A 17,373-nucleotide genomic window follows, 5' to 3' on the forward strand; every position below is an offset into this window, starting at 1 on the left:
GTGGGGGCCGGACACGGCCACGGCCACTCGTCGCTGGGGCCGCTGCCGCGACACCTGCGGATGGTGGTGGCCCTCGTGGTCGGACCGCTCGTCCTCGCGACCGTGGTGGGCCTCGCCCTGCTCTGGCCCGACGGCGACCTCGAGCTCGCCGGCCCGGGGACCGACGTGGAGCGGGGCACCGCCGAGGTGCGCTCCGTCGTCACCTGCGACCTCGGCGAGGGCTGCCAGCAGGCCGAGGTCGAGCTGCTGAGCGGGCCCGGTGCCCCGGGCGAGGCGCTGGCGCTGCTGCCCTTCGGCGAGAACGCACCCGACGTGCAGGCCGGCGACCGGATCGTCGTCTCGTTCACCGAGCAGGCCCCGGCGGGGGAGCAGTACGTCTTCCAGGACTTCGACCGCGGCCCGCCGCTGCTCACGCTGCTGGTCCTGTTCGCGGTGGGCGTCCTGGCGCTGTCGCGCTGGCGCGGCATCGGCGCGCTCGCCAGCCTGGCGTACTCCCTCGTGCTCATCGCGGTCTTCACGCTGCCCGCCATCATGGAGGGCTCCCCGCCGCTCGCGGTCGCGGTGGTGACCGCCGCCGCGATCATGCTCGTCACGCTCTACCTCTCCCACGGCTTCGACGTCCGCTCGACGGTGGCGATGCTCGGCACCCTCGTGTCGCTCCTCGTGATCGGCGGCGTCGGCTGGGTGTTCACCGAGGTCGGGCACTTCACGGGGCTCGTCGACGAGGGCAGCCAGTACATCTCCGGCATCGCGGCGCAGGTCGACCTCCGCGGACTGCTGCTGGCCGGGCTGGTGATCGGCGCCCTCGGCGTCCTGGACGACGTGACCGTCACCCAGACCTGGGCCGTGTGGGAGCTCGCCGACGTGGACCCGGAGGCGAGCGCCAGGTCGCTGTTCGCCCGGGCGATGCGGATCGGTCGCTCGCACGCCGCGTCGACCGTCAACACGCTCGTGCTCGCCTACGTCGGCGCGACGCTGCCGCTGATGCTGGTGTTCTCCGCGCTCGAGCTGCCGTTCGGGATCGCGGTGAGCCAGGAGGTCGTGGCCCAGGAGGTGGTGCGCGGACTCGTCGGCGGCCTCGGCATCCTCGCCGCCGTCCCGGTCACGACGGCGATCGCCGCACTGGTCGCCGGCCGCCTGGTCCGCGAGAGGTCCGCGGGCGCCGGGCCGTCCCGCCGCGCCTCGCACCGCGCATAGGATCCACGCGTGCAGCAGCCCACGCGCCTCGTCGTCCTCGTCTCCGGGTCCGGCACCAACCTGCAGGCCCTGCTCGACGCCTGCACCGACCCGGCGTACGGCGCCCGCGTCGTGGCGGTCGGTGCCGACCGCGACGGCATCGAGGGACTGGCGCGCGCCGAGCGCGCCGGCGTCCCGACGTTCGTCCGCTCGCTGTCGGACTTCGAGACCCGCGACGGGTGGGACGCCGCCCTCGCGACCGTCGTCGAGCGCTTCGAGCCGAACCTGGTGGTCTCGGCCGGCTTCATGAAGCTGCTCTCGACCGACTTCCTCGCGAAGTTCCTCACCCTCAACACCCACCCCGCGCTGTGCCCGGCGTTCCCCGGCATGCACGGCCCGCGCGACGCCCTCGACCACGGCGTCAAGGTCACCGGCGCCACGCTCTTCGTCGTCGACGCGGGCGTCGACACCGGTCCGATCGTGGCGCAGGTGCCGGTCACGGTGGAGGAGGGCGACGACGTCGCGTCGCTGCACGAGCGGATCAAGACCGCGGAGCGCGCCATGCTGGTCGAGGCGGTCGGGCGGATCGCGCGGGAGGGGATCACGGTCGAGGGCCGCCGGGTTCGCATCGGCGCCGGTGCTCGGTAGGGTTCGACCACACGACTGGCGCAGGTGGGCCACCACCAGGGAGTGACGCGCGAGGGCATCGAACGCCTGGGTGCCCCCGACTCGAAACCGACCGAGGAGTCCCGTGTCCCCTGAAGCCGCTGAGGCCCGCACCCCGATCAAGCGAGCACTCGTCTCCGTCTACGACAAGACCGGTCTCGACGACCTCGTCCGCGCCCTGCACGACGCCGGCGTGGAGCTGGTCTCGACCGGTGGCTCCGCCGCGCTCATCGACTCGCTCGGCCTGCCCGTCACCCGCGTCGAGGACCTCACCGGGTTCCCCGAGTGCCTCGACGGCCGCGTCAAGACGCTGCACCCGCGCGTGCACGCCGGGATCCTCGCCGACCGGCGCCTCGAGTCCCACGTCGCGCAGCTCGAGGAGCTCGACATCGAGCCGTTCGACCTCGTCGTGAGCAACCTCTACCCGTTCACCGACACCGTCGCGTCCGGCGCCTCCCCGGACGAGTGCGTCGAGCAGATCGACATTGGCGGTCCCTCGATGGTCCGCGCGGCGGCCAAGAACCACCCGAGCGTCGCCATCGTCACCTCGCCCGCGGCGTACGACGACGTGCTGGCCGCCGTGGCCGCCGGCGGGTTCACGCTCGCCGAGCGCCGGCGCCTGGCCGCGGAGGCGTTCGTCCACACCACGACCTACGACGTGCACGTGGCCTCCTGGATGGGCAACGTGCTCGCCGACACCAGCGACGGCTCGGGCTTCCCGGCGTGGATGGGCGCCACGTGGAGCAAGGAGGCGGTGCTGCGCTACGGCGAGAACCCCCACCAGCGCGCCGCGCTCTACAGCAACGGATTCCTCCCCGAGGGTCCGGGACTCGCCCAGGCGACCCAGCACCACGGCAAGGAGATGTCCTACAACAACTACGTCGACGCCGACGCGGCCCGCCGGGCGGCGTACGACTTCGACGAGCCGGCCGTCGCGATCATCAAGCACGCCAACCCGTGCGGCATCGCCGTCGGCGAGGACGTCGCCGCGGCGCACCGCAAGGCCCACGAGTGCGACCCGGTCAGCGCCTTCGGCGGCGTCATCGCCACCAACGTGCCCGTCTCCGTCGCGATGGCCGAGCAGGTCGCCGAGATCTTCACCGAGGTCGTCGTCGCCCCGGGCTACGAGGACGGCGCGATCGAGGCGCTGCGGGCCAAGAAGAACATCCGGGTGCTCGAGTGCCCCCCGCTCGTCCGCGGTGGCGCCGAGATGCGCGCGATCTCGGGCGGCCTCCTGCTGCAGGAGCGCGACGTCCTCTCGGCCGAGGTCGAGGGCGGCGGCGACGACCCCGCCACGTGGACGCTGGCCACCGGCGAGGCCGCCTCCGAGGACGTGCTGGCCGACCTCGCCTTCGCGTGGCGCGCCTGCCGCGCGGTGAAGTCCAACGCGATCCTGCTCGCCGCCGACGGCGCCTCCGTCGGCGTCGGCATGGGCCAGGTCAACCGGGTGGACTCCTGCCGGCTCGCCGTCGAGCGGGCGGGGGAGCGGGTGACGTCCGCGGTGGCGGCCTCGGACGCCTTCTTCCCCTTCGCCGACGGTCCGCAGATCCTCATCGACGCCGGGGTCCGCGCGATCGTCCAGCCCGGCGGCTCGGTGCGCGACGCCGAGGTGGTGGCCGCCTGCGAGGCGGCCGGCGTGACGATGTACCTCACCGGCACGCGCCACTTCTTCCACTGATGGCCGACGTCCCTAGACTGACCGCCGTGACGGCACAGACCCTGGACGGCGCGGCGACGCTGCGCACCATCAAGGCGGAGCTCGCCCAGCGCGTCGCCGCCCTCGCCGAGCAGGGGGTCACCCCGGGACTCGGCACGGTGCTCGTCGGCGACGACCCCGGCTCGCACTGGTACGTCGGTGCGAAGCACAAGGACTGTGCCGAGATCGGCATCACCTCGATCCGCCGCGACCTGCCGGCCACGGCCACCCAGGCCGAGGTGGAGGCCGTCATCGACGAGCTCAACGCCGACGACCAGTGCACCGGCTTCATCGTCCAGCAGCCCACCGGGCTCGACGAGTTCGCCCTGCTGTCGCGCGTCGACCCCGACAAGGACGTCGACGGCCTGCACCCCACCAACCTCGGCAAGCTCGTCCTCGGCGAGGCCGGCCCGCTGCCGTGCACCCCGGTCGGCTCCATCGAGCTCCTCCGCCGGCACGACGTGCAGATCGCCGGCGCGGAGGTGGTCGTCGTGGGCCGCGGCATCACGGTGGGTCGCCCGCTCGGGCTGCTGCTGACCCGGCGCTCCGAGAACGCGACCGTCACGCTGTGCCACACCGGCACCGTCGACCTCGCCGCCCACGTGCGCAACGCCGACATCGTCGTCGCTGCCGCGGGCGTGCCCGGCATCATCACCGCCGACATGGTCAAGCCCGGCGCGGCCGTCCTCGACGTGGGCGTCTCGCGCGTCGAGGGCAAGGTGACCGGCGACGTGCACCCCGACGTGTGGGAGGTCGCGGGCTGGGTCTCGCCCAACCCCAGGGGCGTCGGTCCGATGACCCGCGCGATGCTGCTCACCAACATCGTGGAGATCGCCGAGAAGTCCCTGCGGTCCTGACATGACGGAGTCCGAGCACGGCGACGGCCGGGAGGACGACGGGCGACGCTACCCGTCCACCATCGGCGGCGCGTTCTACCTGCTCGTCCTCGTGACCGTCGGTGTCGCGATGGTGCTGGTCGTGCTCGAGGAGTGGCGCACGGGCATCCGGCTGATGGGCGGAGCGCTCGTCTTCGCCGCCCTGGTCCGGCTCCTGCTCCGCAACCGCGACGCCGGCATGCTCGCCGTACGCCACAAGGTGCTCGACGCGGCGATCCTGTCCTTGCTCGGCGGGTCGCTCGTCTTCCTCGCCGGCTCGATCCCCAACCAGCCGGGCGGCTTCTGAGACGACGACGACCGGGCACCCGCGTGGGGGCCCGGCCGTCGTCGGTCGCTCAGGTCAGGCCGCCTCAGACAAGCCCCAGCTCGGTGACCGCGGAGCGCTCGTCGGCGAGCTCGGCGGTCGAGGCGTCGATGCGGGCGCGGGAGAAGTCGTCGATCTCCAGGCCCTCGACGATCGACCAGTCGCCGCCGGAGGTGGTGACGGGGAACGACGAGACGAGGCCCTCGGGGACGTCGTACTCGCCGCTGGACACGACCGCCATCGAGACCCAGTCGTCCTGCGCCGAGCCGAACAGCCAGTCCCGGGCGGCGTCGATGGTCGCGGACGCGGCCGAGGCGGCCGAGGACGAGCCGCGGGCGTCGATGATGGCGGCGCCGCGCTTGGCGACGGTCGGGATGAAGTCGTTCTCCAGCCAGCCCTGGTCGCCCACGAGCTCGGCGGCGTTCTGGCCGTTGACCTCGGCGTGGAAGAGGTCGGGGTACTGGGTGGCCGAGTGGTTGCCCCAGATCGTCATCTTCTTGATGTCGGTGACGCTGGCACCGGTCTTCGCCGCGAGCTGGGAGATCGCCCGGTTGTGGTCGAGGCGGGTCAGCGCGGAGAAGCGCTCGCGCGGGATGTCGGGGGCGTTGCTCATCGCGATGAGCGCGTTGGTGTTGGCCGGGTTGCCGGTGACACCGATGCGCACGTCGTCGGCCGCGACCGCGTTGAGGGCCTTGCCCTGGGCGGTGAAGATCGCACCGTTGGCCGAGAGCAGGTCGCCGCGCTCCATGCCGGGACCGCGCGGGCGGGCACCGACGAGCAGGGCGAGGTTGACGCCGTCGAAGATCTTCTCGGCGTCCGCACCGATCTCGACGCCGGCGAGGTGCGGGAACGCGCAGTCGTCGAGCTCCATGACGACGCCCTCGAGCGCCTTGAGGGCGGGCTCGATCTCGAGCAGTCGCAGCTCGATCGGGCGGTCCCCGGCGAGTGCCCCGCTGGCGAGGCGGAAGAGCAGGCTGTAGCCGATCTGGCCGGCGGCGCCGGTGACGGCGACCTTGAGGGGTTCAGCGGAGGTCACGGTGGTTACTCCTCGCGAGGTGAGGTCGATGAGGTCTGTCCCGCTGACGCTAGCAGCGGGGGGCGGCTGGCATGCTGGCGCCCATGTGGGGAGCCGTACGACGCCTGGCGGGCCTCGCCGCGGCCGGGGTCCTGGCCGCCGGGCTCGCCGGCTGCGCGGGCATCGGCCAGCCCGCGCCGTACGACTCGCAGGGGATCAACGGGCTCGTCATCCCGACGCCGTCGCCGGACCCCGACGACTTCGTCGACGCCGTCGACAACCCCTGGCTCGCCCTGGAGCCGGGCGCGGCGTGGCGCTACACGGTCACCGAGGACGGGCGGACCGTGGGCACCATCGACGCCGAGGTGCTCGACACCACCACCGAGGTGGCCGGGCTGACCGCCACCGCCGTGCGGACCACCACTGACCTCGACGGAGCCGACCGGGACGACCGGGACGTGGAGGAGACGCGGTTCTACGCCCAGGACGACGACGGCAACGTCTGGCTGGTGGGCGCCGACTCGTTCCCCGGGGCCAGCTGGCGCGCCGGGGAGGGCAACGCCGAGGCGGGGCTGGCGATGCCGGCCGACCCGCGACTGGGCGACGGGTGGCTGGCCTTCCGTCTTGCCGACGGTCGGGAGAACGTCGTGAGGATCGAGGACCAGTCGCGCCAGATGCTGCAGACGCGCGACGAGGCCGGCACCGCGACGCGCAGGGTCTACGAGTCGGGAGTCGGCCTCGTCAGCGTCGAGGACCTCGACGCCGGCTGGCTGGCCGTGCGCGAGCGCTAGTCGGGGCGGCGCACCTGGGTGCGGCCGTCGTCGTCGCCGTCGGGGTTGCCCCAGTGGCCGGGCGCGCTCTGCCCGGGCTGTCCCGGCTGGCCGGGCTGCTGGGCCGGAGGAGCACCCCACTGCCCGGGCTGGGCCGGCGGCTGCTGCGGGGCCGGCTGGCCCCACTGGCCGGGTGCCACCGGGGGTGCGCCCTGGGGTGCGCCCTGTGGTGCGCCCTGGGGTGCGCCGTAGGCGGGGTCGGGCTGCTGCGGCGGCACGGGCTGGCCCCACTGCTGCTGCGGGGGAGCGCCCCACGCGGCACCGGGCTGGCCCCAGCCGCCCTGCTGGCCCTGGTTCCACTGGGCCTCGTAGTTGCCGGGGACGAACTGGTCCTTGCGACCGCCGCCGAAGCTGAGGCCGGAGCCCGCGACGGGGGTGGCGCCCTGGCCGAAGAGCACGGGGTAGGTGAGCCCGGCGATCGCCGCACCGAGGAGCGGCGCGAGCACGAAGAGCCACAGCTGGACGATCGCGTCGGTGCCGGCGAAGACGCCGACCCCGATGGAGCGGGCGGGGTTGACCGAGGTGCCGGTCGCCGCCATCGAGGCGAAGTGGATCATCGCGAGCGACAGGCCGATGGCCAGCGGACCGAGCGCCACGTTGACCTCGTTGCGCTCGTCGGTGACCGCGAGGATCACCCAGAGGAAGACGGCCGTCATGAGCGTCTCGAGCAGCAGCGCGGCCCACCACGCGAAGTCGAGGGCGCTCTGGTCGCCGAAGAAGTTCTGCGCCATGTTGCCCTCGGCGGAGAAGTCGGGGAAGCCCTGCATGATGCCGAGGAGCGCGGCGCCGGCGAGCAGTCCGCCGAGGAGCTGGGCGGCCATGTAGATGCCGACCTGGTTCCACGGCAGCCGGCCACCCAGCACCGCGCCGAGGGTGACGGCCGGGTTGAAGTGGCCACCGGAGACGCGGCCGACGGCGTAGGCCATCACCACCACGGTGAGGCCGAAGGTCAGGCCGGTCGCGACGTAGTCGCCCCCGCTGATGAGCGCGGCACCGCAGCCGAAGAACACGAGCACGAAGGTGCCCAGCGTCTCCGCGGTGAACTTCTGTCCGGTGGTCGGTGAGTCTGCGACGGTGTCGCTCATGGCGAGCCCCCTCCAGGGTCATGGTGGCCGCACCCCGCGGCGGCCACGGGAACTCTAGCCGCGGCCGGGCAGGGGTGCGAGGGTAGGCGAGTCGCCACGAAGACGCGCGTCAGGTATCTTGACGTCAAGAGTTATGCCGCCCGATCACTCGGAACGATCACCAGGAGCTGTCCTACCCATGGCCAAGATCATCTACACCCACACCGACGAGGCGCCGCTGCTCGCGACGTACTCGTTCCTGCCGATCATCGCCGCCTACGCGAAGACCGCCGGTGTGGACGTCGAGACCCGTGACATCTCCCTCGCCGGTCGCGTGATCGCCCAGTTCCCCGACCGCCTCACCGACGAGCAGCGCCTCGACGACGCCCTCGCCGAGCTCGGCGAGCTGGCCACGCAGCCCGAGGCCAACATCATCAAGCTGCCCAACATCTCGGCCTCGATCCCGCAGCTGAAGGCGACCATCGCCGAGCTGCAGTCGCAGGGCTACGACCTGCCGGCCTACCCGGAGAACCCGCAGACCGACGAGGAGCGCGAGGTCCGCGCCCGCTACGACCGGGTCAAGGGCTCTGCTGTCAACCCGGTGCTGCGCGAGGGCAACTCCGACCGCCGCGCCCCCGCGTCGGTGAAGAACTACGCCAAGTCGCACCCGCACTCGATGGGCGCGTGGAGCAGCGACTCCCGGACGTCGGTCGCCACGATGGGCCACGACGACTTCCGCAGCAACGAGCAGTCGGTCGTGATCGACGGCGACGACACCCTCTCCATCGTCCACGTCGGCACCGACGGTGAGACGGTCCTCAAGGAGGGCCTGGCCGTCCTCGCCGGCGAGGTCGTCGACGCCACCTTCATGAGCGCCGCCCACCTCGACGAGTTCCTCGAGGCGCAGGTCGCCCGGGCCAAGGAGGACGGCGTGCTGTTCTCGGCCCACCTCAAGGCCACGATGATGAAGGTCTCGGACCCGATCATCTTCGGCCACGTCGTGCGCGCCTACTTCGCCGACGTCTTCGCCCAGTACGGCGAGCAGCTCGCCGCCGCGGGCCTGTCCGCCAACGACGGCCTGGGCGGCATCCTCTCCGGCCTCGACCAGGTCGAGGGCGGCGCCGAGATCAAGGCCGCCTTCGAGGCCGGCCTCTCCTCGGGCCCGGCCCTGGCGATGGTCGACTCCGACAAGGGCATCACCAACCTGCACGTCCCCTCCGACGTCATCATCGACGCCTCGATGCCCGCGATGATCCGCACCTCGGGTCACATGTGGAACGCCGACGGCCAGGAGCAGGACACCCTCGCGGTGATCCCGGACTCGTCCTACGCCGGCGTCTACCAGGCCGTCATCGACGACTGCAAGGCCCACGGCGCGCTCGACCCCTCGACGATGGGATCGGTGCCTAACGTCGGCCTGATGGCCAAGGCCGCCGAGGAGTACGGCTCGCACGACAAGACGTTCGAGATCCCGGCCGCCGGCAAGGTCGAGGTCCGCAACGCCGCCGGTGAGGTGCTGATGTCCCACGACGTCGAGGCGGGCGACATCTGGCGCGCCTGCCAGACCAAGGACGCCTCGATCCGCGACTGGGTCAAGCTGGCCGTCACCCGGGCCCGCGCCAGCGCGACGCCGGCCGTGTTCTGGCTCGACGAGAGCCGCGCCCACGACGCCAACCTCATCGCCAAGGTGAACGACTACCTGGCCGAGCACGACACCGACGGCCTCGAGATCGAGGTCATGGCGCCGGCCGCCGCGACGACGTACTCGCTCGAGCGGATCCGCCGCGGCGAGGACACCATCTCGGTGACCGGCAACGTGCTGCGCGACTACAACACCGACCTCTTCCCCATCCTCGAGCTGGGCACCAGCGCCAAGATGCTCTCGATCGTCCCGCTGATGAACGGCGGCGGCCTCTTCGAGACGGGCGCCGGCGGCTCGGCGCCCAAGCACGTGCAGCAGCTGGTCAAGGAGAACTACCTGCGCTGGGACAGCCTCGGTGAGTTCTTCGCGATCGCGGCGTCGCTGGAGCACCTCGCCGGCTACGACGACAACGCGCGCGCCAAGATCCTGGGCGACACCCTCGATCGGGCGACCGAGACCTTCCTCAACGAGGACCGCTCGCCGGGGCGCAAGCTCGGCACGATCGACAACCGCGGCTCGCACTTCTACCTCGCGCTCTACTGGGCCGAGGAGCTGGCGAAGCAGACCGACGACAGCGCGCTGGCCGAGGCGTTCGCGGCGCTCGCCGGCACGCTGCGCGAGGACGAGCAGACCATCGTCGACGAGCTGCTCGCCGTGCAGGGACAGCCGGCCGACATCGGTGGCTACTTCCGCCCCGACCCGGAGAAGGCGGCCGCGGTGATGCGGCCGTCGGCGACGTTCAACGAGGCGCTCGCGACGCTCTGACGCGCACGCGACCCGCGTCACAGGCAGGACCCCCGGGGAATACTCCTCGGGGGTCCTGCTCTTGCGGCCAGTGATGACCACGACTGCGACCGACCAGGCCCCCGGGGCCGCCGAGCCCACCCCGGAGGACCTCGACGTCGCGTCGGTGACCGCGCGGCACTTCGGCCTCGCCGTGCTGGCGCTGGCGATGGGCGGGTTCGCGATCGGCACGACCGAGTTCGTGACGATGGGGCTGCTCCCGCAGATCGCCGACGGCGTGGCCGTCTCCATCCCCACCGGCGGCCACCTCATCTCGGCCTATGCCGTCGGCGTCGTCGTCGGCGCGCCGGTGCTCGCCTTCATGGGCGCCCGGCTGCCGCGCCGGGCGCTGCTGGTGGCGCTGATGGCCGCCTTCGCGGTCGGCAACGCCGTGAGCGCGCTCGCGACGTCCTACGAGCAGCTGATGCTGGCCCGCTTCGCCGCGGGCCTGCCCCACGGGGCCTACTTCGGCGTGGCGTCCCTGGTCGCGGCCAGCATGGCGCGGCCCTCGCGCAAGGGTCGCGCGGTCGCGCAGGTGATGCTGGGCCTCTCCGTGGCCAACGTCCTCGGCGTGCCCGCCGCGACGCTGCTGGGCCAGGAGCTGGGCTGGCGGGCGGCGTTCTGGGCCGCCGCGGGCCTCGCCCTGGTCACGCTCGCGCTCGTCGTGTGGTTCGTCCCGTCGTGCCCCGGCGACGCCGAGGCGAGTGGTCGGCGTGAGCTCGCGGCCTTCCGGGTCCCGCAGGTGTGGCTGACCCTCTTGGCCGGCGCCGTCGGCTTCGGCGGCATGTTCGCCGTCTACTCCTACATCGCCCCCGTCGTCACCGACGTCGGCGGGCTGGGGGAGCGGTCGGTGCCGATCTTCCTGCTGGCGTTCGGGCTCGGCATGGTCGCCGGCACCGGCCTCGCCGGGATCATGGCCGACTGGTCGATCTTCCGCTCGCTGATCATCGGCGGCTCCGGGATGGCCGCCACGATGCTCGCCTTCTGGGTCGCGGCCCCCCACGGGTGGGCCGCCCTGCCCGTCGTCTTCCTCATCACCACGCTCGGCTCCGTGCTGGTGGTCAACCTCCAGCTGCGGCTGATGGACGTGGCCGGCGACGCCCAGACCCTGGGCGCGGCCCTCAACCACGCCTCGCTCAACATCGCCAACGCGCTCGGCGCGTGGCTCGGCGGGATCGTCATCGCCGCGGGCTGGGGACTGCGGGCCCCGGCGCTCGTCGGCCTCGGGCTCTCCCTCGCCGGCGTGGCCATCCTGCTGGTCTCGGCGCGCCTGCACGTGCGCGGCAATGCCGTTACGTCCGCCTGATTTTTCCTGCCGTTAACAATGCCGGAATCCTTGCGTAGCCTGGCTTTGTAACGATCCAATCAACGGGGGTGGATCGGCCACCCGCAACATTTCCCGGAGGTGGGTCATGGACGAGGAGAAGATCGAGATCCAGATGGGTCGGCGCCGCGAGCTCGCCGACCGCAACGTGCACGACGTCATCAGCCTGTTCGAGCGACGCCAGGACATCCGCGGGATCTACCCGATGGCCGACCTCGTCGCCGACAACGTCGGCTGGGTCGTCTGAGCCGTCCCTCACCGGAAGCCGGGGAGGGCCTGCGAGCTCCAGGACGCTCCGTCGTCCACCGAGCACCGGAGCACGTCGACCTCCCCGGCCTCGGCCACGAGGCACACCCGGTCCGAGGCCAGGAACACCGAGTGGTCCTGGGGCGACTGCTGCACCGCCGACACCTCGCCCGCGGCACCCACCCGCAGCGCGCCGTGCGAGCCCGTCGTGAGGTAGGTCGATCCGACGTCGGAGACCGCGAGCCCTGACAGGTCCCGCAGGTCCCCGGAGCTGCGGGCCCGCTGCCAGGTGCGGCCCGCGTCCGGCGAGGAGGCGACCTCGAGGACGGGCACCGAGCCGTCGGGTGCGTCGCCGAGCAGCACGACGGCCACGCCGTCCTGGTGCCCGGCCATCGCGGCGCCCGAGACCGCCCCGGCCCCCGGGCGCGCCACGCGGCCCTGGAACCAGATCGGGCCGCCGTCGTTCCACCGGAGCTCGACGGCACCGGTGCCGAACGGGACGGCGACGACGAGGTCGCCCGCCGGGGTCGCGTACGCCGCCAGCACCTCGCCGCCGTCGGGCGAGGGAAGCGGCAGCAGCTTCGTCCCGCGCAGCAGGCGCAGGCCGCCGGGGGTGGGCACCACGGCGTCGCCGGGCTCGACCGGCACGGCACTGCCCCCGGGGTCGACGACGGGGTCGCGGACGCCGTCCGCGGAGACGCGGAACAGGCCCGAGTCGTCACCGACCAGCCAACCGCCCGGGACCTCCGCCAGCGTCGGCGAGTCGCCCTCCAGCACGCTGCCGCGGACGTCGTCACCGAGCCGGGTCACCAGCGCGGAGCGGCACTGCCGGTCGGCCGCGGCGTCGTCGGGGCACCCCCGCCACAGCGCCGCGACCCCACCGCTCTCCGACCCGGCGACGGCCCAGGGGTGGACCCGGTCCTCCCCGAGCACCTCGCGCACGTCCTCGGGCAGGCGCGCGTCGACCTCGGGCGCACCGTCCCACGTCTCGGTCGGGACCGGCGGCGCCGGATCGGGGGACTGCCGGTCGGGGTCCAGCCAGCCACCCGCGCCGAGCGCGACCCCGCCGACCACGACCGCGGCGGCGAGCGCCGACGCGACCGTCGTACGTCGTCGGCGCCGCGCACGGCCGGCGCGGGCGAGCACCGCGTCGAAGCCGGGGGGCTCGGCGCGCTCGGCGACGTGCTGGGCGAGGTCGGTGGGCAGGCTCATCGGTGGCTCCGCTCGGGCTGCTGGTCGTCGGAGAGCAGCACCGCGAGCGCCGCGCGCCCGCGTGCCAGGCGGGCCTTGACGGTCCCCACCGGCGCTCCGACCGCCTCGGCCACCTCGTGCACCGGCAGGTCGGCCAGGTGGTGCAGCGCGATCGCCTCGCGCTGCGCCACGGGGAGACGGCGCATGGCGGCGAGGAGGACCAGCCGGTCCTCCGGCAGGTCGGCGTAGGCCTCCTCGGCGACGAGGCGGTGGCTGACGTCGCGGAAGAAGCGGCTGCGCCGCCAGCGGGTGCGGGTCACGTTGACCGCGACGGTGCGCAGCCACGCCTCCGGGTTGTCGGCGGCGAGGAACGAGCGGGAGGAGTTCACGGCCCGCGCGAACGCCTCCATCACCGCGTCCTCGGCCTCGACCGGGTCACCGGTCACGCCGGTGAGCTGGCCGACCAGGCGGCGGTAGGAGGTGGCGTACACCTCCTGCACACGGTCCACCGCGCCGGTCCGGGGCATGGCCCACCCTCCCACTCGTCGTCTGCTCTCATGACGACGACTCGTGGGGAGGCGTTCCGGTTGCACCGGGCCAGAGGCCGGCAGGCGCGACGCGGTCACCCTGTCAGGCGTAGACCATGCCCATCGCCTCGCGGACCTCGTCGAGCGTGGCCTCCGCGACCTCGTTGGCCCGCGCGTTGCCGCGCCGGAGCACGTCCTCGAGGTAGCCGGGCTCCGCCTCGAGCTCCGCGCGGCGGGCGCGGAGCGGGGCCAGCTCGGTGTTGATCGCGTCGGTCAGCCGGCCCTTGAGGGCACCGCCACCGCCGTCGCCGATCTCCTCGGCGACCGCCGCCGGGTCGACACCTTCGCAGAGGCCGATGAGGGTGAGGAGGTTGGCGACCTCGGGACGGTGGTCCGGGTCGTAGGTGATGACGCGGTCGCTGTCGGTCTTGGCGCCCTTGAGCTTCTTGGCCGTCTCGTCGGCGGTCATCCGCAGCTCGACGACGTTGCCCTTGGACTTGCTCATCTTGGTGCCGTCGGTGCCGAGGATCAGCGGCGCCTCGGAGAGGAGCGCGCCCGGCTCGGGGAAGACGGGGGCGTAGCGGTCGTTGAACCGGCGCGCGACCACCCGGGTCTGCTCGAGGTGGGGGAGCTGGTCGCGACCGACGGGCACGACGTTGGCCTTGCAGAACAGGATGTCGGCCGCCTGGTGCACGGGATAGGTGAGCAGCAGCCCGCCGATCGAGGTGATGCCGGCCGACTTCGCCTCGTCCTTGACGGTGGGGTTGCGCTGCAGCTCCGCGACGCTGACCAGGCTGAGGAACGGCAGCATCAGCTGGTTGAGCGCCGGGACCGAGGAGTGGGTGAAGATCGTGGCCCGCTCGGGGTCGAGACCCGCGGCGATGTTGTCGAGCAGCAGGTTGCGCACGTTGCCGGCGATGTCGCCGCCGACCTCGCGGTCGGTGATCACCTGGTAGTCGGCGATGAGCTGCCAGATCTCCGCGCCGCTGTCCTGCAGGCGGAGGCGGTTGCGGATCGAGCCGAAGTAGTGGCCGATGTGCAGCGCGCCGGTGGGGCGGTCACCGGTGAGCATCCGCAGCGAGGCCGGATCGGTGGCCATCTGCTCCTCGATGGCGTCGCTGCGAGCCTGGGCGGCGCGGAAGGTGTCACTCACGCGGCCGATCCTTTCACGCGGCCGATCGGCGCCGCGAACGGGTTCTGTAGGGTTCCGGAGGTGCCCACCATCGGAGTAGCCATCGCGATCCCCGAGCCCTGGGCGACCGAGCTGCAGGACTACCGGACGTCCATCGGCGACGCGACCGCGACGCACATCCCGACCCACATCACGCTCATCCCGCCGACCGAGGTCGCGGACTCCGACCTCGACGCCGTGACCGGGCACCTGGCCGAGGCGTCCGCCGGCGTGGACCCCTTCGACATCCACCTCCGCGGCACCGGGACCTTCCGTCCCGTGTCGCCGGTGGTGTTCGTGATGCTGGCCGAGGGCATCTCGGCGTGCGAGCTGCTTGCCGACGCCGTACGCCGCGGGCCGCTCGCGATGGACCTCCACTTCCCCTACCACCCGCACGTGACGATCGCCCACCACCTCGACGACGCGACCCTCGACCGGGCCTTCGACGAGCTCGCGACCTTCGAGTGCCGGTTCCCGGTCGGGGCGTTCAGCCTCTACGTCCACGACGAGCGAGCCGGCTGGCAGCCCACCCACCACTACGAGCTGGGCTGAGCGATGTCCTTCGTGTCGAACGTCAAGCAACGCATCGAGGACGTGCGCGAGCACCGTCCCCTCGTCGACCACGCCGTGCGGATGGTGGAGCACTACGGCTCCGTCAACGGCAGCGCGCTGTCGGCCGCGGTGACCTACTTCGCCTTCCTGTCCTTCTTCCCGATCCTCGCGCTGTCCTTCGCCGTCTTCGGCCAGGTCGCGAAGGTGTGGTCGGGCGCCGAGGACACCCTCGTCGACGCTGCCAACTCCGTGCTCCCCGGCCTCGTGGGCGGCGAGAACGGCGTGAGCCTCGAGACGCTGCAGGAGGCCGCGCCCGGCATCTTCAGCGTCGGGGTGCTGCTCACGCTCTACTCCGGGCTCGGCTGGCTCTCGGGCATGCGCACCGCGCTGATCGCCGTCTTCGAGGAGCCGGAGCGCGAGCAGCCGAACTTCGTCGTGGGCAAGGTGCGCGACGTGCTGGCGCTCCTCGCGCTGGGCTCGATCCTCGTCACGAGCGTCGCCGTGTCGGGCATCGCGACCAAGGTGCTCACCCCGATCGTGGAGTGGCTCGGGCTCGGCGTGGTCGCCGAGGTCTTCTTCTGGGCACTCGCCCTCGTGCTCGGCATGGCCGCCAACACCCTGCTCTACTTCGCCTTCTTCCGGCTGCTGGCCCACCCCAACGTGCCGACCCGCTCGCTCTGGTCGGGCGCGCTGCTCGGGGCCATCGGCTTCGAGGTCCTCAAGCAGCTCTCGACGTTCCTGCTCAAGAGCACGGCGAGCTCGCCGGCCTTCCAGGCCTTCGGCATCGCGCTGATCCTCCTGGTGTGGATCAACTACTTCTCCCGCATCGTCGTCCTCGCCGCTGCCTGGGCCTTCACCTCGCCCGCCGCCCGCGCCGAGCGGGAGGCCCGCACGTCTGACGCCCGCGCGGTCGAGGGCCCGCAGATGGACCTGACCGCGGCCGCGGCCGTCGTACGCCCCGCCCCCGCCGGTGCCTCCACCACGGGTGCGTTCGCCGCCGGCGCCGCCTCGATGCTCGGGCTGGTCGCCCTCGTCCGCCGTCGGCGGTCCTAGGGGTCCGTGGGCTGCCCCGCGCCGCCTGGAGCGGTGAGTGAGACAACTTCTCGATGCCCAGAACCTGCGTCACTCACCGCTGGGCTGACGACTCCGACCTGAGCGGTGAGTGAGACAACTTCTCGGCGTTCAGAACCTGCGTCACTCACCGCTCGACGAGGGGGTTCCGCGCGCCACCAGCTGTCCACAGGTGCGCACCTCGGGAGGTCGTCCCCAAGGCGGTGTCGGAGCGGCTGGTCCTCGGCGGGACGGGCTGGCTCCATGGCGGGATGTATGCCGTCCCCGATGAGTTCCGCAACCGCCCCTTCCGGCGCTCCGAGGCGCTCGAGTCCGGCATCACGCGCGGCGTGCTGTCGGGACCGCAGTTCCGCCGACTGTATGACGCTGTCTACTGCCACCGCAGCCTCGAGCCGTCGTTCGGCGACCGACTTGCAGCTGCGCGGCTCGCCCTGCCCGACGAGGCGCTGACGACAGGCATCACCCGGATCCAGGAGCTCGGCATCGACTACGGTCCGCGCACCCCGCTCCACTTCGTCGTGCAGGGAGACCATCACCTGGCTCTGCCCGACGTCTTCCTGCACCGGACGGTCAAGCTGCCTCCGAACGACGACGGCGCGGCCACCGCCGAGGCGGCCTATGTGGCCTACTGCGCGGCCGCTCGGTTGATCGACGCGATCAAGGTCGGTTGCGAGATGCGCCGCCTGGGCCTGCTGGACCTCGGCCTGCTCGACCGGATCATCGAGGAGGAGCCGTGGCGCCGGGGCGTGGCGGAGACGTCGTACGTCCTGCCGCACCTCAGCGACCGGTGCCGGTCGCTGCCCGAGGCGGAGCTGCTGGCGTACGTCGTCCTCGCCGGTCTGCCCGTTCCACAGGTCAACCGCACGATCGAGCTCGCGCCCGGGATCGAGGTCACGCCGGACCAGTGGTTCGACACGTGCGAGGTGGCGATCGAGTACGAGGGCAGGCAGCACCAGGAGGAGCGAGGGCAGTACAACGCGGACATCGACCGCTACCGCGCCTACCGACGTCACGGCGTCGCCTACGAGCTGATCACCCAGGAGCGGCTGCGGACCCCGAGGACCGCCGTGCGCACCGTCCACGCTGCTCTCGTGCAACGCGGGTACGACGGCCCGGCGCCCGACTTCGGCGGGACGTGGGAGGCCCTCTTCCAGCCGATCAGCCGGCTGGTCCGCCCGCGCATCCCTCGGCAGCGGTGAGTGAGACAGGTTCTTGCCGC

At 72.5% G+C, this 17,373-nt stretch carries 17 protein-coding genes and 1 riboswitch; of the genes, 12 read left to right on the top strand and 5 right to left on the bottom strand.

Annotation, left to right across the window (positions count from 1 at the left end; translation table 11 throughout):
- From SHK17_RS04795 to SHK17_RS04815, 5 genes are all read left to right on the top strand, one after another.
- Window positions 1-1,197: a YibE/F family protein gene (locus SHK17_RS04795; protein ID WP_172270177.1), complete on the top strand. Its 1,197-nt coding sequence runs from the start codon at window positions 1-3 to the stop codon at window positions 1,195-1,197.
- A 9-nt stretch (window positions 1,198-1,206) separates the two neighbouring features.
- Window positions 1,207-1,824 carry a phosphoribosylglycinamide formyltransferase gene (gene purN, locus SHK17_RS04800; RefSeq protein ID WP_322921241.1) on the top strand — a complete coding sequence of 206 codons (618 nt, stop codon included), beginning with the start codon at window positions 1,207-1,209 and terminating at the stop codon, window positions 1,822-1,824.
- Window positions 1,825-1,826: 2 nt separating this feature from the next.
- A riboswitch (ZMP/ZTP riboswitch) is annotated at window positions 1,827-1,903 on the top strand.
- 24 nt (window positions 1,904-1,927) lie between these two features.
- The gene (gene purH, locus SHK17_RS04805) at window positions 1,928-3,520 is read left to right on the top strand and encodes a bifunctional phosphoribosylaminoimidazolecarboxamide formyltransferase/IMP cyclohydrolase (RefSeq protein WP_322921243.1); all 1,593 of its coding nucleotides are present in this window, start codon (window positions 1,928-1,930) and stop codon (window positions 3,518-3,520) included.
- Window positions 3,521-3,546: 26 nt separating this feature from the next.
- Window positions 3,547-4,395 (top strand): bifunctional methylenetetrahydrofolate dehydrogenase/methenyltetrahydrofolate cyclohydrolase, encoded by an 849-nt coding sequence (locus SHK17_RS04810; RefSeq protein WP_172270183.1) that lies wholly within the window; start codon window positions 3,547-3,549, stop codon window positions 4,393-4,395.
- A 1-nt stretch (window position 4,396) separates the two neighbouring features.
- A complete protein-coding gene (locus SHK17_RS04815) occupies window positions 4,397-4,720 on the top strand; it encodes a DUF3017 domain-containing protein (RefSeq protein WP_322921244.1) in 324 nt (107 codons plus the stop codon).
- Between the two features lie 64 nt (window positions 4,721-4,784).
- Here SHK17_RS04815 and SHK17_RS04820 read toward each other — a convergent pair whose 3' ends face one another.
- The gene (locus SHK17_RS04820) at window positions 4,785-5,774 is read right to left on the bottom strand and encodes a malate dehydrogenase (protein ID WP_322921245.1); all 990 of its coding nucleotides are present in this window, start codon (window positions 5,772-5,774) and stop codon (window positions 4,785-4,787) included.
- Between the two features lie 71 nt (window positions 5,775-5,845).
- On the opposite strand from SHK17_RS04820, the gene SHK17_RS04825 reads away from it, so the two are divergent.
- Entirely contained in the window at window positions 5,846-6,544 is a 699-nt protein-coding gene (locus SHK17_RS04825; protein ID WP_322921246.1) for a hypothetical protein, read from the top strand.
- On the opposite strand, the gene SHK17_RS04830 is transcribed toward SHK17_RS04825, so the two are convergent.
- A complete protein-coding gene (locus SHK17_RS04830; protein WP_322921247.1) occupies window positions 6,541-7,668 on the bottom strand; it encodes an aquaporin in 1,128 nt (375 codons plus the stop codon). The two genes, SHK17_RS04825 and SHK17_RS04830, sit on opposite strands and share 4 nt — an antisense overlap.
- A 178-nt stretch (window positions 7,669-7,846) precedes the next feature.
- On the opposite strand from SHK17_RS04830, the gene SHK17_RS04835 reads away from it, so the two are divergent.
- The 3 genes from SHK17_RS04835 to SHK17_RS04845 all read left to right on the top strand — a co-directional run bounded on the left by SHK17_RS04835 (window position 7,847) and on the right by SHK17_RS04845 (window position 11,643).
- Window positions 7,847-10,054 carry an NADP-dependent isocitrate dehydrogenase gene (locus SHK17_RS04835; protein ID WP_322921248.1) on the top strand — a complete coding sequence of 736 codons (2,208 nt, stop codon included), beginning with the start codon at window positions 7,847-7,849 and terminating at the stop codon, window positions 10,052-10,054.
- 73 nt (window positions 10,055-10,127) lie between these two features.
- Window positions 10,128-11,378: an MFS transporter gene (locus SHK17_RS04840; RefSeq protein ID WP_322425810.1), complete on the top strand. Its 1,251-nt coding sequence runs from the start codon at window positions 10,128-10,130 to the stop codon at window positions 11,376-11,378.
- A 106-nt stretch (window positions 11,379-11,484) separates the two neighbouring features.
- Window positions 11,485-11,643 carry a hypothetical protein gene (locus SHK17_RS04845; RefSeq protein ID WP_172270193.1) on the top strand — a complete coding sequence of 53 codons (159 nt, stop codon included), beginning with the start codon at window positions 11,485-11,487 and terminating at the stop codon, window positions 11,641-11,643.
- 8 nt (window positions 11,644-11,651) lie between these two features.
- On the opposite strand, the gene SHK17_RS04850 is transcribed toward SHK17_RS04845, so the two are convergent.
- From SHK17_RS04850 to trpS, 3 genes are all read right to left on the bottom strand, one after another.
- Complete coding sequence (locus SHK17_RS04850; protein WP_322921249.1) at window positions 11,652-12,854, bottom strand: hypothetical protein; 1,203 nt, start codon at window positions 12,852-12,854, stop codon at window positions 11,652-11,654.
- Window positions 12,851-13,360: a sigma-70 family RNA polymerase sigma factor gene (locus SHK17_RS04855; protein ID WP_322921250.1), complete on the bottom strand. Its 510-nt coding sequence runs from the start codon at window positions 13,358-13,360 to the stop codon at window positions 12,851-12,853. Before SHK17_RS04855 ends, SHK17_RS04850 begins: the two co-directional genes overlap by 4 nt.
- 103 nt (window positions 13,361-13,463) lie before the next feature.
- Window positions 13,464-14,522 (bottom strand): tryptophan--tRNA ligase, encoded by a 1,059-nt coding sequence (gene trpS, locus SHK17_RS04860; RefSeq protein WP_405030404.1) that lies wholly within the window; start codon window positions 14,520-14,522, stop codon window positions 13,464-13,466.
- A gap of 51 nt (window positions 14,523-14,573) precedes the next feature.
- Here trpS and SHK17_RS04865 point away from each other — a divergent pair, with 51 nt between their 5' ends.
- The 3 genes from SHK17_RS04865 to SHK17_RS04875 all read left to right on the top strand — a co-directional run bounded on the left by SHK17_RS04865 (window position 14,574) and on the right by SHK17_RS04875 (window position 17,353).
- A complete protein-coding gene (locus SHK17_RS04865) occupies window positions 14,574-15,083 on the top strand; it encodes a 2'-5' RNA ligase family protein (protein WP_322921251.1) in 510 nt (169 codons plus the stop codon).
- Between the two features lie 3 nt (window positions 15,084-15,086).
- Window positions 15,087-16,136: a YihY/virulence factor BrkB family protein gene (locus SHK17_RS04870; protein ID WP_322921252.1), complete on the top strand. Its 1,050-nt coding sequence runs from the start codon at window positions 15,087-15,089 to the stop codon at window positions 16,134-16,136.
- 269 nt (window positions 16,137-16,405) lie between these two features.
- Window positions 16,406-17,353, top strand: a complete 948-nt coding sequence (locus tag SHK17_RS04875; RefSeq protein WP_322921253.1) for a hypothetical protein — start codon at window positions 16,406-16,408, stop codon at window positions 17,351-17,353.
- Window positions 17,354-17,373: the final 20 nt, after the last annotated feature.

Origin of the sequence: Nocardioides renjunii (genome assembly GCF_034661175.1) — a bacterium.
Classification (GTDB): Bacteria; Actinomycetota; Actinomycetes; order Propionibacteriales; family Nocardioidaceae; genus Nocardioides; species Nocardioides renjunii.

Coding starts and splice junctions, on each gene's coding strand:
- SHK17_RS04815 (WP_322921244.1), top strand. CDS start 4,397: ATGACGGAGTCCGAGCACGGCGACGGCCGGGAGGACGACGGGCGACGC.
- SHK17_RS04825 (WP_322921246.1), top strand. CDS start 5,846: ATGCTGGCGCCCATGTGGGGAGCCGTACGACGCCTGGCGGGCCTCGCC.
- SHK17_RS04830 (WP_322921247.1), bottom strand. CDS start 7,668: ATGAGCGACACCGTCGCAGACTCACCGACCACCGGACAGAAGTTCACC.
- SHK17_RS04835 (WP_322921248.1), top strand. CDS start 7,847: ATGGCCAAGATCATCTACACCCACACCGACGAGGCGCCGCTGCTCGCG.
- SHK17_RS04840 (WP_322425810.1), top strand. CDS start 10,128: ATGACCACGACTGCGACCGACCAGGCCCCCGGGGCCGCCGAGCCCACC.
- SHK17_RS04845 (WP_172270193.1), top strand. CDS start 11,485: ATGGACGAGGAGAAGATCGAGATCCAGATGGGTCGGCGCCGCGAGCTC.
- SHK17_RS04850 (WP_322921249.1), bottom strand. CDS start 12,854: ATGAGCCTGCCCACCGACCTCGCCCAGCACGTCGCCGAGCGCGCCGAG.
- SHK17_RS04855 (WP_322921250.1), bottom strand. CDS start 13,360: ATGCCCCGGACCGGCGCGGTGGACCGTGTGCAGGAGGTGTACGCCACC.
- SHK17_RS04870 (WP_322921252.1), top strand. CDS start 15,087: ATGTCCTTCGTGTCGAACGTCAAGCAACGCATCGAGGACGTGCGCGAG.
- SHK17_RS04875 (WP_322921253.1), top strand. CDS start 16,406: ATGTATGCCGTCCCCGATGAGTTCCGCAACCGCCCCTTCCGGCGCTCC.